13 protein-coding genes are annotated in these 14,875 nt (G+C 38.4%); 7 read left to right on the top strand and 6 right to left on the bottom strand.

Annotated elements, in window-relative coordinates:
* Positions 1-158 precede the first annotated feature (158 nt).
* Together AB4J89_RS18050 and AB4J89_RS18045 are read left to right on the top strand one after the other, a co-directional pair.
* Positions 159-380 (top strand): type II toxin-antitoxin system Phd/YefM family antitoxin, encoded by a 222-nt coding sequence (locus AB4J89_RS18050; RefSeq protein ID WP_088494133.1) that lies wholly within the window; start codon positions 159-161, stop codon positions 378-380.
* Positions 377-757 (top strand): type II toxin-antitoxin system death-on-curing family toxin, encoded by a 381-nt coding sequence (locus AB4J89_RS18045; protein WP_088494134.1) that lies wholly within the window; start codon positions 377-379, stop codon positions 755-757. The genes AB4J89_RS18050 and AB4J89_RS18045 overlap by 4 nt, the downstream gene beginning before the upstream one ends.
* 10 nt (positions 758-767) lie before the next feature.
* Here AB4J89_RS18045 and murQ read toward each other — a convergent pair whose 3' ends face one another.
* Positions 768-1,667: an N-acetylmuramic acid 6-phosphate etherase gene (gene murQ, locus AB4J89_RS18040; protein ID WP_088494135.1), complete on the bottom strand. Its 900-nt coding sequence runs from the start codon at positions 1,665-1,667 to the stop codon at positions 768-770.
* Positions 1,668-1,775: 108 nt separating this feature from the next.
* On the opposite strand from murQ, the gene AB4J89_RS18035 reads away from it, so the two are divergent.
* Positions 1,776-2,513, top strand: coding sequence for a tetratricopeptide repeat protein (locus tag AB4J89_RS18035; RefSeq protein WP_088494136.1), 738 nt, complete (start codon positions 1,776-1,778; stop codon positions 2,511-2,513).
* A 90-nt stretch (positions 2,514-2,603) separates the two neighbouring features.
* Here the strand turns inward: AB4J89_RS18035 and AB4J89_RS18030 are convergent, their stop codons facing one another.
* Complete coding sequence (locus tag AB4J89_RS18030; protein WP_368470189.1) at positions 2,604-3,062, bottom strand: N-acetyltransferase family protein; 459 nt, start codon at positions 3,060-3,062, stop codon at positions 2,604-2,606.
* Positions 3,063-3,189: 127 nt separating this feature from the next.
* Here AB4J89_RS18030 and AB4J89_RS18025 point away from each other — a divergent pair, with 127 nt between their 5' ends.
* Positions 3,190-4,677 (top strand): PLP-dependent aminotransferase family protein, encoded by a 1,488-nt coding sequence (locus AB4J89_RS18025; protein WP_102949434.1) that lies wholly within the window; start codon positions 3,190-3,192, stop codon positions 4,675-4,677.
* Positions 4,678-4,724: 47 nt separating this feature from the next.
* Here AB4J89_RS18025 and AB4J89_RS18020 read toward each other — a convergent pair whose 3' ends face one another.
* Positions 4,725-5,294 carry a class I SAM-dependent methyltransferase gene (locus AB4J89_RS18020; RefSeq protein WP_088494137.1) on the bottom strand — a complete coding sequence of 190 codons (570 nt, stop codon included), beginning with the start codon at positions 5,292-5,294 and terminating at the stop codon, positions 4,725-4,727.
* A gap of 473 nt (positions 5,295-5,767) precedes the next feature.
* On the opposite strand from AB4J89_RS18020, the gene asd reads away from it, so the two are divergent.
* The 3 genes from asd (at position 5,768) to pepT (ending at position 10,160) form a co-directional block, all read left to right on the top strand.
* Positions 5,768-6,874 (top strand): aspartate-semialdehyde dehydrogenase, encoded by a 1,107-nt coding sequence (gene asd, locus AB4J89_RS18015; RefSeq protein ID WP_088494138.1) that lies wholly within the window; start codon positions 5,768-5,770, stop codon positions 6,872-6,874.
* Positions 6,875-7,335: 461 nt separating this feature from the next.
* A complete protein-coding gene (locus AB4J89_RS18010; protein WP_088494139.1) occupies positions 7,336-8,883 on the top strand; it encodes an AbgT family transporter in 1,548 nt (515 codons plus the stop codon).
* A 38-nt stretch (positions 8,884-8,921) separates the two neighbouring features.
* Entirely contained in the window at positions 8,922-10,160 is a 1,239-nt protein-coding gene (gene pepT / locus AB4J89_RS18005; RefSeq protein WP_193775183.1) for a peptidase T, read from the top strand.
* Between the two features lie 75 nt (positions 10,161-10,235).
* On the opposite strand, the gene gyrB is transcribed toward pepT, so the two are convergent.
* The 3 genes from gyrB to dnaN are packed head-to-tail and all read right to left on the bottom strand — an operon-like array spanning position 10,236 to position 14,874.
* Positions 10,236-12,650: a DNA topoisomerase (ATP-hydrolyzing) subunit B gene (gyrB, locus tag AB4J89_RS18000; protein WP_088494141.1), complete on the bottom strand. Its 2,415-nt coding sequence runs from the start codon at positions 12,648-12,650 to the stop codon at positions 10,236-10,238.
* Between the two features lie 20 nt (positions 12,651-12,670).
* On the bottom strand, positions 12,671-13,759 hold the full coding sequence (gene recF / locus AB4J89_RS17995) for a DNA replication/repair protein RecF (RefSeq protein WP_088494142.1): 1,089 nt from the start codon (positions 13,757-13,759) through the stop codon (positions 12,671-12,673).
* Between the two features lie 11 nt (positions 13,760-13,770).
* Positions 13,771-14,874 (bottom strand): DNA polymerase III subunit beta, encoded by a 1,104-nt coding sequence (gene dnaN / locus AB4J89_RS17990; RefSeq protein ID WP_088494143.1) that lies wholly within the window; start codon positions 14,872-14,874, stop codon positions 13,771-13,773.
* Between the last annotated feature and the right edge of the window lies 1 nt (position 14,875).

Here is a 14,875-nt window from a genome sequence, read left to right as displayed (position 1 = left end):
GATTTCTTAGCGGTTTACAACCCGTCATTAAGCCAGTAGATACCTTGTATTTGCTGGCTTTTTTATTATAGAAAACTTCTCATTTTATTTTTTAGATTGAAATTTGTACAGCCAAGACGTACACTTTAAATGTACATTAAATAATGTGAGAAAATGTTATGCACACTTATACCTCTACTCAAGCTCGAGCAAATATTTCTGAAGTTCTAGATACTGCCATTCATGGTGAACCCGTTGAAATAACACGTAGAGATGGTAGTTCTGCCATCGTTATCAGCAAAGCTGAATTTGAAGCCTACCAAAACGCGAAGCTAGATGCTGAATTTGATCTTATTATGCAACGCCATGGACACACAATTAAGGCATTAACAAACCGATGAATTGGGTAAGTGCAAAAGAAGTTATTGCTTTTCATGATAGGATCTTAAAGCAACTTCCTGGTGTTGCAGGAATGCCTGAACCAGGAAGAGCCGAAGCACTTATTTACAGAGTACAAAATCGTACTCATTATGAAGGCATAACAGATATTTATGAACTAGCTGCAACCTATTGGATTGCCATTTCTCGAGGCCATATTTTTAATGATGGTAATAAGCGAACTGCCTTTTTTGTCACTATGACTTTTCTTTATCGCAATGGTATAAAAATAATAGATATTAACGATGTGTTGGAGAATTTAACTGTTGAAGCAGCCACAGGAACTAAAAATAGCCAACAGTTAGCACAATACCTAAGAAAACTAAGTGATAAAAACTAAAATTATTTAATCACTCACCTAATGCCTTTCTAATAAATCCTTTGTTTTGATTAAGCATCTGTGTGGCTTGCGGTGCATCTACATTTGCTAAGATCATTAGAATTGCCGTTTTACAGTGACGATGGCATTGTGATAATGCTTCTTCAGCGATAGCTCTTTCACACTCAGTTGCTTGCATTACAATACGAATTTGGCGTTCAACCAATTTGGCATTGGTTGCTTCAACATCCACCATTAAATTACCAAAAACTTTGCCGATTTTTATCATCGCGCCGGTTGTTATCATATTTAATATAAGTTTTTGTGCTGTGCCAGCTTTCATACGCGATGATCCTGTTACCACTTCAGCACCCACAATCGGTGTAATGGCAATATCAGCAAGTTTGGCAATCGGGCTTTCTGGATTGCAACTTATCGCCCCTGTTGTTGCACCTAATGATTTTGCATACTGCAAAGCACCTATCACATACGGTGTTCTACCACTTGCAGCAATACCTACTAAAACATCTTTCTCGTTAAAATTAAGCTGGCGTAAATCTTGTTCACCTAATTGAATATTGTCTTCTGCATTCTCGACAGCTTGTAAAATAGCCTTGTGTCCACCAGCAATTAATCCAATCACCATTTCATGAGGTGTACCATAAGTTGGAGGACATTCACTGGCATCTAAAATCCCTAATCGCCCCGATGTACCAGCGCCACAATAAATAAGACGACCACCTTGAGAAAAAGCGGTCGCAACTTTATCAACTAATTGAACAATCTCAGGTAACGTTTTTTCGACGGCTAATGGCACTTTTTTATCTTCATTATTAATAACTTTTAGCATATCGAAGGTTGAAAGTGTGTCTATATTTTCACTGTTATGATTTCTACTTTCTGTGACAAGATTGCTAAGATCAATCGCCATTATCGCGCTCCCAATATTGTTATTTATTTGATTAAGCCGAAGAAATAAACTGCTTTTATACCATTATTATTGGTAAGATTTTCAAAATCATTACAAACGGTACCCTACATGACATTTATTAAATATATTTCGACCTTTATCAGCCTAATTACACTTTTTTTCTCCTTTTCTTTGCATGCTAATTTTGAAGAGCAAGACAAAAGAAAATTTGAAGATACTCGCAAAGAAGCACTAAACCATAATGCACAAGCTCAATATCAGTTAGCTGAAATGTATTCGATGGGAACAGGTGTAGAAAAAAACCTTCTTAATGCACAACTGTGGGCAAATGAGGCAATAAAAAACGACTATGCCGATGCCTATGCCTTACTTGCTGATATTTACTTATTTAATGCTGATCCTTATTTTAAAAATAATTATATCGAAGCAAAAAAATTAGCTACTCTCGCAGTAAATAAAGGAAGCATAAGAGGAAAAATAAGTTTAGCAACAGCTCTCATTGCGCCATTATCTGGAGAAACAGATCACAAAAAAGCGATTGTATTATTAGAAGAAGTTGCAGCGACTCATCAACCTGAATTTGTTTACGCTCCGATTTGGTTAGGTGTTCTTTATAGTGGGGTTGACAATGTGCCTGTAGATACTGAAAAAGCGAATATGTGGTTTGCAAAAGCTAATGAAATGACTTTTGAAGGATTCGCTCAAGCAATGGCTTCTTTTATGTTCTCTGGCCAATATCATATTATTGAGCCTAACAAGCAAAAAGCAGATGAATTAATGAAACAGGCTTGTGAAGAAGCAAAAAAAGTTGGCAATGAGTTTTATTGCCAACAAGAGTTTAATTAACCCAAAATCAAATAAATAACCCTAACTCAGAAAAGAGATGGTAAATATCGCCATCTCTTTTATACCCTGTCTGTCCTACCTAATATTCTTTTATAGCGCCATACGGTATTCAATCACACCCGGTTTTTCTGCTACCCAATTATATAAGCGCTGACCACGTAAATTAGTTTCCTGTGTATGCCAATATAGACGAGCACAATCACGCTCTTTGGCTTGTTGATTAACAAACTCAATAAGTTGCTTACCTACATGGCGACCACGCGTATCTGGTGAAACAAATAAATCTTCTAAATAACAAAAATCACTTTCAGCCGATGTTGAACGATGAAAAAGATAATGAACAAAACCCAATACCTTTTCACCCTCCATCGCTACTGCACAATAAACAGGTTCTTTTTCATCAAAAAAACGTGCCCATGTTTTTAATGTTGTCTCTTCTGATAACTCAACTTTATAAAATGCTTGATAACTTAACCAATGTGGCAACCATTGAGCATAATGCTCTTGTTCAACAAACTGAATTGAAACAGTTATTGGTGTTGTGCTCATCTCTTCACTTCCTTCTACTTTCATAAATGCTATAAAAAGGTATCACCTGCCTTTAATCGTGGTCATGGTACGTTTAATTTTGGTTCTCAATAAGGTACACTTTTTGTGTTTTTATAGGGTCCACTTTATGAAACAGAAAAAAACAGCATATTTTCCTAATCTTGTTTTAGAAGAAGGGCCCATTGGTTCTCAGGTTTATCACGCGATTAGAAAGGCGATTTTAGATGGGCGTTTATCGTCAGGTAGTCGTTTACCATCAAGCCGTACCTTAGCTGAAATGATGTCGATTTCCCGCAATTCTGTTATCGCAGGATTTGAACGTTTAATTGATGAAGGCTATTTATTTACTCGACGCGGTGCAGGTACTTTTGTTGCAAGTACAATCCCTGATGCCATTATTTCGGATAATTGGATCAAAACAACTCACTCTATTTCATTACCAGCAATCGAAAGCCCATTAGAAACACTAAACCCCAATATGCAAAAAGCACAAGCTTTTTGGCAACAGTCGCAACCCAATATCAATAGTAACCCGATATTTCATGTCGGTATTGGATGTGTTGATCTTTTTCCACATGAGCTTTGGGGAAGATTATTAGGGCGAGTTTGGCGACAATCGAAAAAAGCACTAGCAACATTTAATTCGCCAACAGGTTACACGCCTTTAAAAGAAATGATATGCCAATACATGCAATCAACTCGTGGGCTTTTTTGCCAACCTGAGCAAATCATTATTGTGAATGGAACACAGCAAGCAATTAATCTCACCACCAGAGTATTATTAAAAGAAGGTGATGCTGTTTGGTTAGATGATCCTGGCTATGACAGTGCTCGGGGGATCTTCACATCTTATGGTATAAAATCACATCCAATAAATTCAGATATTGACGGAATGGATATTTATCAAGGAATAGAGCAGTGCCCTGAAGCAAAACTTGTTTTTACCACACCTTCTCATCAATTCCCTTTAGGTAATACGCTCTCACTTTCACGCCGTATTGCGTTGTTAGAGTGGGCATCATCCAATAATGTGTGGATCTTCGAAGATGACTACAATAGTGAATTTCGCTATCACTCTAAACCCATTCAATCACTACAAGGATTAGATAAATACCAGCGCGTTATTTATGCCGGCACATTCTCAAAAATGATGTATCCCGGATTTCGTTTAGGTTTTTTAGTGGTTCCTTTACCTTTAGTTGATGCATTTAAAGCTGCTAAATACTATACCGATTCACATTCTGGCTTTTTAGAGCAAGCTACATTGGCGCTGTTTATTTCTCAAGGGCATTATGCACGCCATGTTAGGCGAATACGAAAAGCCTGTTATGAACGCTATCAAGTGTTAACTAATGCCATAAAAACACATCTATCTCATGTTTTCAGTGTTGAACCGACAGACTCGGGCATCCATATTGTCTGCTGGCTAAAGGCTGGCTATACAGAAGAATATATTGTGAAAAAATCACGAGAGATTGGATTAGCTATACAGCCTTTATCTCGTTACTGCATCCAAACTTACCCAAAACAAGGCGTATTATTAGGGTATGCGGCTCATGATCCTATTGAAATTGAAAAGAGTATTATTTTGCTTGCTCAAACATTATCTAAATAAATAACATCTTTGTTATTTACAATATAAACGTCGAGCAAGCTTTGCATTTACCCTATTTTATTTTTTGGCGTGCAATAATAAACCCAAGCGGGGGGAACATTTAGCATTACCAATTTTTTTTCTAAATGAAAATAACGAGATAACGTTTTTTCATATCGAGTTGTATATTGAAATAATACAAAACAACCTTGTGTTTTTAATAACTCTTTATGTACTCGTTTTAAAACTCTTAAACCTGTTTTTTTAGGAATAGATAAAAAAGGTAGCCCTGAAATAATCATATTATAATGACTATTTAATTTTTCTGCTGATGCGGTATAAACCCTTAAGCGCTTATCGTTAATTTTATCTAATTCTGTCGCAAAACTGGGTTCTATTTCAAAAACATCTAATGATGAATTCAACGACATTCTTTTTAAAATCTGTTGAGTAATAACACCCGTACCAGCACCTAACTCAGCAACCTGAAGATCCTGTTGCCAATTGAGTTTATCTAACATTTCATAACATAACCAACGAGATGAAGGCGCAATAGTACCCATTGTGGTTGGTGAGATCACAAACCGTTTTAAATATGAGTAGTATGTAGATAATGGAATGAATGTGGATATATCCATCTTCGCCTCCTAGTGCCTTTTAATTAAGGTAAAATAAAAATTAGATTAAATGAAGAACATTCATCATTATTTTTTATTTATGAAAATACATCATCTATTGAATAATGACTTTCAGTATAAAGCTTGGAGTCATCTCTAAGTAAATACGTTTTTCTTATATATTACACTATTTTACATTTTTCTATTTTTACTCTATTTTCTTAAACAAGAATATATTTTTATTTATCAAAAAAAAGAAAATAAGATATAGCAGATTATTCTTACACTTTTATGGTTGGTTCATTTTCTTTTTTAACAACTCATTGATATTTGTTCGTTCTGCGGCTTTCTTTTGTTAACTCTACGAAGACTATAAGAAACACTTCTAATTCTTTGGTAAATAATCAATAAATTAACTTGCACCCATCTCTATATTTTGTCAGGTTAGTGTGAGGTCTCTCACTATTCCTACAGATAAAGACAGGGTAATTACAATGAAAAATGTTGGTTTTGTGGGCTGGCGTGGTATGGTCGGCTCCGTTTTAATGCAAAGAATGGTTGAAGAACGTGATTTTGATGGGATAAACCCTGTTTTCTTCACCACATCTCAATTAGGTGAAGCAGCACCTGCTTATGGTAATCACCGTAGCACTCTGCAAGATGCTTATGATATTGATACCTTAGCATCACTCGATATTATTATTAGTTGCCAAGGTGGTGACTACACCAATGAAATCTATCCAAAACTGCGCCAAGCAGGTTGGCAAGGTTACTGGATTGATGCAGCATCAGCACTGCGTATGAATGATGATGCCGTGATTATTCTCGATCCTGTTAATGGACAGCATATTCAAGACAGCTTAAATAAAGGCATTAAAGCCTTTGTCGGCGGTAACTGTACCGTCAGTTTAATGCTGATGTCATTAGGTGGCCTGTTTGCTAACAATTTAGTGGAATGGGCAAGCGTATCCACTTATCAAGCGGCTTCTGGGGCTGGCGCTCGCCACATGAGAGAGTTACTGTCACAGATGGGCTCTTTGCATAATCAAGTGGTTAAAGAGCTAGAAAACCCAGCATCTGCAATCTTGGATATTGAGCGTAAAGTCACTAACTTTACACGCAGTGGTGCGATGCCAACTGAGCAATTTGGTGTTCCTCTAGCAGGTAGCTTGATCCCTTGGATTGATAAACAATTAGAAAACGGTCAAAGCCGTGAAGAATGGAAAGGGCAAGCAGAAACCAACAAAATCCTAAATACAGGTTCAAATATCATTCCTGTAGACGGTCTTTGCGTTCGTATTGGTGCATTGCGTTGCCATAGCCAAGCATTCACTTTAAAACTGAAAAAAGACTTACCTGTTGCGGAAATTGAACAATTACTTGCAAGCCATAACGATTGGGTAAAAGTCATTCCTAATGATCGTGAATTAACTATACGTGAATTAACACCCGCCGCAGTTACCGGTACATTGAGTACACCAGTAGGCCGTATTCGCAAACTGAATATGGGCCCTGAATTTATTTCAGCCTTTACAGTGGGTGACCAACTGTTATGGGGTGCCGCAGAGCCTTTACGCCGTATGCTAAATATTCTACGTTAATATTAATTTTTTAGAATATCAGCCATTTTTAGAAAATAGAAATGGTTGATATTCTTATTCTCAATAGCTATTAGCTTCATTTCTTATTTCCCCCACCTTCTTTCTTCATAAAACTATTTTTTAATTTTTCATATTTTATTTATTTTTAATTTTAGGGTGCTTTATAAAATACGTTTCCTACAATAGTTTCAAAAATAACTCTAAAGAATTCAGGCAGATTATTCAGCATAATCCACCTATTTTTATTCAAAATAGAGTGCAAAAATAAATAAAGTATTTTTTAACAACTGAAAAGTAATGATGACAAAAATCTAAATATAACAATTTCTAATATATTATTCCTTTTCTCTTCATTTTATAGAAACTGCGGTAACTACCTATTATTTAAAAATAAATTTACTTTGTATTGTCATTTATTTATGGTGATTTTTATTACTTTTATAAAAAGATGCATTATAAATATGACAACACAAACACAACCCAATAAAAAAGGTTTTTTAAACCGAGTTGAACGTATTGGTAATATCATGCCTGATGTTACGATGCTGTTCGTTTACGCTTTAGTGATCTGCTGGATATTTTCATTTCTCCTCTCTTTTGTACATTTTGATTATTTCCATCCAGTGACTAAAGAAAAAATCGCCGTTATTAATATGTTTCAATATGAAGAAATCATATTATTTGTGACAAGTGCAGTAAAAAATTTCATTAGTTTTCCTCCACTTGGAATAACGATTGTTGCAACTTTAGGGATTGGTATTGCAGAAAGCAGCGGTTTTATTAAAACAGCGTTAAAAAAGATGCTTTCGTTTATTTCGCCTAAAATGCTAACACCAACCGTTGTATTTGTTGGTATTGTTGCGCACTTAGCTTCTGACTCTGCTTACGTTATTCTTATGCCCGTCTCTGCGATGATGTTCTATGCCAGTGGTCGTCACCCTTTAGCTGGTATCGCTGCCTCATTTGCAGGTTTAGCGGGTGGATTTACTGCAAGTTATACACCATCAATTATTGATCCAATAATGCAAAGCTTTACTCAAGAAGCGGCGCAAATTATGGCTCCGGGATATAGCGTTAACGTTTTATGTAACTACTTTTTTAGCGTAGGCGGAACATTTGGCGTTATTTTAACTTGTTGGTATATCACTGAAAAAATTGTTGAACCTTGGTTAAACAAAAACTGCCCTGTCTCTTCAGGGATTGATACCAAGGATGCAGAGTTAGGTGAAATCACACCAACAGAAAAACGTGCATTCCGTTTTGCAGGTTGGGCGGTTGTATTGATGGGAATTGGTTTATTTACCCTGTTATTACCAGAAACCTCACCATTACGTTCACCAGAAGGCAGTTTAACCAGCCCTAAAGCGCCAATTATGCAAATTGTGGTGCCTTTACTGTTTATCTTCTTCTCTGTACCCGGCTTAATCTATGGCTATATGACCAAGTCTTTTGCTTCAACAAAAGATATCGTCAAAGCGATGGAAAATATCACTAAATCGCTGATCCCATTTATCGTTTTTGCCTTTTTTGCGGCTCAGTTTCTTTACTCTTTCCAACACTCGAATTTAGGGACTCTATTAGCATTATCGGGTGCAGAGTTACTGCGTACGCTTAATATGCCTTCAGGTATGACGGTATTAGGTGTGATTTTGCTGACTGCGATTTTAAATATTATGATCACCTCAGCAACATCAAAATGGGCTGTTATTGCTCCGGTATTAGTGCCAATGTTAATGGCTGTCGGAATTTCACCTGAATTAACGCAAGCTGCGTTCCGTGTCAGTGATTCCGCAATGAATGTGAGTACACCGATGTTCCCATTCTACCCACTGATTTTGATGTATTGCCAAAAATACTATAAAGGGGCTGGTATCGGTACACTGTGCTCAATGATGATCCCTTTCACTATTGGCTTGCTTATTGTATTAACGACAACACTGTTTGTCTTCTGGGGACTCGATATTCCACTTGGCTTTGACAGTGGATATACATGGCAACCGGCATCATAACTCACACTTATAAAAACAACTGTATTAGGAACAACATTATAATGAACACCCTAGGTCAAAAGTTAGAACAGCGTTTCTTCCGTTATCTGGCAATTGAAAGCCAAAGTAATGCATCTGCTTCTGTTGTGCCCAGCACACAAGGGCAACTTGAGTTAGCAAAATTACTGGCTAAAGAGCTAGAAACTTATGGACTCAAAGATATCTATATCGATTCTCATGCCATTTTATATGCAATGAGACCGGGTACTAAACCCAATGCGCCTAAAGTTGGGTTTGTTGCTCACCTTGATACTGTTGATGTGGGCATTTCACCTGATATTCACCCTCAAACACTGCGTTATGAAGGGAAAGATCTCTGCTTAAATAAAGAGAAAGATGTTTGGTTTAAAGCTCAAGAACACCCTGAAGCAGAACCTTATATTGGTGAAGAGATTATTTTCAGTGATGGTACAAGTGTATTAGGTGCTGATAATAAAGCGGCAATCACCGTAGTTATGGAGTTAATGGATAAACTTCAACATGCTGATTTTGATTGTGGCGATATCTATGTTGCGTTTGTACCAGATGAAGAGATTGGATTACGCGGCTCTAAACTGATGGATTTATCTCGCTTCAACGTTGATTTTGCTTACACCATTGATTGCTGTGCATTAGGCGAAGTGGTGTATGAAACCTTTAATGCGGCATCAATTAAAGTGTCTGTAAAAGGTATTACTGCACACCCAATGTCAGCGAAAAACGTATTATTAAACCCAATTCGTGTTGCTCATGATTTTATTGGCTGTTTTGACCGCTTTGATACACCAGAGCACACTGAACACCGCGAAGGTTATTTCTATGTCACAGATTTAATCGCCAACCCTGATAATGCAGTGATTAAAATGGCTATTCGTGATTTTGACAAGCAAAGTTATGAAGCCCGTAAACAGTTTATTAAGCAATCTGTTGCATTGATCCAAGCTCGTCACCCTCGTGCGCAAATCGATTATGAGATTGTCGATGTGTATAGCAATATCAGTGATTCGATTGGGGAAGATCGCACCGCTATCGAACTTATTTTTGAGGCATTAAAACGATTAGATATTCAACCTAATGTGATCCCAATGCGAGGAGGTACAGATGGCTCTGCACTTTCAGCAAGAGGATTACTAACACCAAACTATTTCACTGGTGCATTGAATTTCCACTCTCGTTTTGAGTTTTTACCTGTTAGCTCATTTGAAAAGAGCTATTTAGTAACAGAGATGCTGTGTCGTTTGGTCGGACAACGCGGATAAGCGTAATTATTTACGCCAACAAAAAAGCGGAACCATTTTCATGGCTCCGCTTTTTTTATCTAACTTAATCTAAAACTAGATATCAATATTTGCCGCTTTCAGTGCATTCTCTTCGATAAAGGCACGACGAGGTTCAACCGCATCACCCATTAAGGTGGTAAATAATTCATCAGTTGCAATCGCATCTTTCACGGTCACTTGCATCATACGGCGTGTATCTGGATTCATGGTGGTTTCCCATAATTGCTCTGGGTTCATTTCACCAAGACCTTTATAACGCTGTACAGCAAGACCACGACGTGATTCTTTTGTTAACCACTCAAGTGCTTCTTCAAAGCTTGAAATTGGCTGACGACGCTCTCCACGCTCAATAAACGCACCATCTTCAATCAGGTTACCGATAATGTCACCTAAATGAGTAATACGTTGATATTCGCTACTGTGGATAAAGTCATAATCCAGTTTGTAGTCTGTATCTACACCATAGGTACGAATACGTAACACAGGTTCAAATAGACGATTTTCATCGTTTTGAGCGATAGTGTAGCTATAAGTACTGCCTTGATCTTCCGCTTCATTTAAGCGGTTAACCAAGCCACTCATCCACTCTTCAACTTTAGTTTTATCAGATAACGCATCTTCTGTAAGCGTTGAGTGATACACCAAGCTGTTTAACATACTAAGAGGATAGATACGCTCCATACGACGAATAATCTTGTGCGCTGCATGGTAATCAACAACCAGTTTTTCAAGTTGCTCACCGTGCATTGCTGGTGCGTGTTCACTCACATAAAGTGCTGCACCATCAAGCGCGATCGACATCAGATATTCGTCCATTGCGTCGTCATCTTTGATGTATTGCTCTTGTTTACCTTTCTTCACTTTGTAAAGTGGTGGCTGAGCAATAAAGATATGACCACGTTCGATAATTTCTGGCATTTGACGATAGAAGAATGTCAGTAGCAAAGTGCGAATGTGAGAACCATCGACGTCCGCATCCGTCATGATGATAATGCTGTGATAACGCAGTTTATCTGGGTTATATTCATCACGACCGATACCACAACCTAATGCAGTGATTAACGTTGCAACTTCTTGAGAAGCCAACATTTTATCAAAGCGCGCTTTTTCAACGTTTAGGATTTTACCTTTTAACGGAAGAATAGCCTGTGTTTTACGGTTACGCCCTTGTTTTGCCGAGCCGCCCGCAGAGTCCCCTTCCACTAAGTACAGTTCAGAGAAAGCAGGATCACGTTCAGAACAGTCTGCTAATTTACCCGGTAAACCACCTAAATCTAATGCGCCTTTACGACGTGTCATCTCACGAGCTTTACGCGCAGCTTCACGAGCACGAGCGGCATCAATGATTTTACCGACAACAATTTTCGCGTCGTTTGGATTTTCTAACAGATATTCCACCAGCTTCTCATTCATCAGCGTTTCTACCGCTGTTTTCACTTCTGAAGAAACCAGTTTATCTTTTGTTTGTGATGAGAATTTAGGATCAGGCACTTTAACAGAGATAACCGCAATCAGACCTTCACGAGCATCATCACCCGTTGCACTGATTTTCGATTTCTTATTAAAACCTTCTTTATCCATATAGTTGTTTAACGTACGTGTCATTGCAGTACGGAAACCAACTAAGTGTGTACCACCATCACGTTGTGGAATATTGTTGGTAAAGCAGTAAACATTCTCTTGGAAACCATCATTCCACAGCATCGCAACTTCTACACCGATATTGTCTTTCTCTGTTGAGAAGTAGAATACATTTTGGTGAATTGGCGTTTTATTACGGCTTAAGTATTCAACGAATGCTTTAATACCGCCTTCATAGTGGAAATGATCTTCACGGTTATCACGTTTATCAATTAAACGGATAGAAACGCCTGAGTTTAAGAAAGACAACTCACGAAGACGTTTTGCTAGGATCTCATACTGGAATTCAGTCTCGCCTTTAAAGGTTTCAAGACTTGGCCAGAAGCGTACAAATGTCCCTGATTTTTCAGTATCGCCAATGACTTTTAAGCGATCATCAGGCACACCATGACGATAAATTTGCTGATGGATATTTCCATCACGATGGATTGTCAGTTCAAGTTTTTCAGACAACGCATTAACAACAGAAACCCCTACACCATGAAGTCCACCAGAGACTTTATAGGAGTTATCATCGAATTTACCCCCCGCATGCAGAACGGTCATAATAACCTCTGCCGCTGAGACACCCTCTTCTGGGTGAATGCCGGTTGGAATTCCACGACCATCATCTCGAACAGAGACGGAGTTATCTGAATGGATAGTGACAATTATCTCATCACAGAAACCCGCGAGGGCTTCGTCGATTGCGTTGTCGACCACCTCGAAGACCATGTGATGCAGACCGGTTCCATCATCTGTATCCCCGATATACATCCCCGGGCGCTTACGCACCGCATCCAGCCCTTTTAATACTTTGATACTTGAGGAGTCATATGTATTCGACATCAACGTTTCTCGCTTTATTCCTATGGTTTAACCTCTATTTTGCCACGTTCTACGCTAAATAGCCTGCTATTTACATCTAGCATATCTTTCACTTGCCCTTGTGTTATCGCACTGACAAACACTTGAGCTTGCGTAGACTTTAGACGCTCGGCTAACAACTGACGCCGACTTGCATCTAATTCGGAAGCAAAATCATCGAGCAGATACAGGCATCTTTGCCCATTCTTACGAGTGAAATATTCACCTTGTGCCAGCCTCAAAGCACACATCAATAACTTGAGCTGGCCTCGTGACAACATATCTTCTACTGGCGTGCCGTTTGCTCTAATGCGTAAATCCGCTTTATGAGCACCAAGTGAGGTATACGCTAGCATTTTATCACGTTCAAATTGACGTGCTAGCAACTCACCATAATCTGTTTCTTTATCCCATCCTCGTTGAAAGCTCACTTTCAACGAAAACTCAGGCAAAAACAGACGACACGTTTCTTCAATATCTTTAGCGATATCTTCGGTATATTGAGCTCGCCATTCACTTATCTGTTCTGTTAATGAGATAAGTTCTTTATCCCAAGGCATCAGTTGTCGATAAGACGTTGCTTGCCTTAGTGCTGCATTACGTTGTTTTAATACACGTTTTAAATCTGACCATGCAGCAAAAAATCGAGGTTCATTATGAAAACAACCCCAATCAATAAAAGCGCGACGATATTTAGGCCCACCATTCAGTAGTGTAAAGCCTTCAGGTGTTATTAATTGCATGGGTAACAATTTTGCTAACTCTGCAATTTTATGACCATCGCTGCCATCAATACGAACTGTGCTATTGCCTTCGCGATCTTTACTTAATCCAATCGCATAGCCACGGCTCTCTTCATTGAGTCCACTTAAACGCCCATGAAGAATAAATTCATTTTCATCATGCTGGATCACGCGATTAGCTTGAGAGCTACGAAATGCGCGTCCATGACCTAAAGTGTAAATCGCTTCAAGTATACTTGTTTTACCACTCCCGTTAGGTCCAACAAGGAAATTAAAGCCATCCGCTAATGGCAGATCCGCCTGTTCAATATTTCTAAAATGACGGATCAATAAACGGGATAAAATCATGTTAGTGACTATTATAAACGCATTGGCATAACAACATAAGCAGCCGCAGAACTTGCCACATTCTCCACTTGAACACTTGAAACAGCATCTGTTAGCAGAAGCTTAACTTCCTCACATTTCAATGTATTAAGTACATCAAGGAGATAACTGACATTAAAGCCAATTTCCATTTCTTCACCTTGATATTGAACATCAACAATCTCTTCTGCTTCTTCTTGCTCAGGGTTATTCGCTGTAATCTTCAATTGACCATTGGTAAGGTTTATACGCACACCACGGAATTTTTCATTAGATAAAATTGCAGCACGAGAAAATGCCTGTTTAAGAATATCACAACCCGCTGTTACTGTTTTCGTTGGGTTTTTCGGTAATACACGACGATAGTCAGGGAAACGACCATCAACCAACTTCGAGGTGAAAATAAAATCACCTACATGGGCACGTATATTGTTGCTACCGATTTGTAGTTGCAGTGAGCTTTCACCACCACCATCAAGTAAACGCATCAATTCAATGACACCTTTACGAGGAACAATAACAGAATGCCCCGGTAAAGATTGTCCAATATCCATTGAACATACCGCTAAACGGTGTCCATCTGTTGCAACTGTGCGTAACTCTGTATTTTCAGTTTCAAACAACATACCGTTGAGGTAATAGCGTACATCTTGATGCGCCATTGAAAATTGAGTGGACTCAATCAGACGTTTTAATGTTGCTTGAGGCAAAGTAAATTCAACCTCACTTTGCCAGTCATCTAAATTAGGAAAATCAGATGCAGGTAATGTTGATAAAGAGAAACGACTACGACCTGAACGTACTAAAAGACGATCACCGTCGAGCTCAACACTGATTTCAGCACCTTCTGGTAGCCCACGCCAAATATCAAAAAACTTACGCGCAGGAACAGTTGTAGCACCCATTTCATGAGATTGGCTAAGATTAACTCTTGCCACCATCTCCATTTCAAGGTCAGTCCCTGTTAGCGATAAGGTGTTTTCAGTAACCTTAAGCAATAGGTTACCTAAAATAGGTAATGTTGGACGACCACCTAAAGGGCCACTTACTTGTTGTAGCGGCTTAAGAAGCTGTTCACGTTCAATGATAAATTTCATA

The sequence above is a fragment of the Proteus sp. STS61-E genome (assembly GCF_040932335.1).
GTDB lineage: Bacteria > Pseudomonadota > Gammaproteobacteria > Enterobacterales > Enterobacteriaceae > Proteus > Proteus mirabilis_B.
The sequence above is the reverse complement of the archived record's forward strand: the minus strand, read 5'-3'. Positions and strand labels throughout refer to the sequence as shown.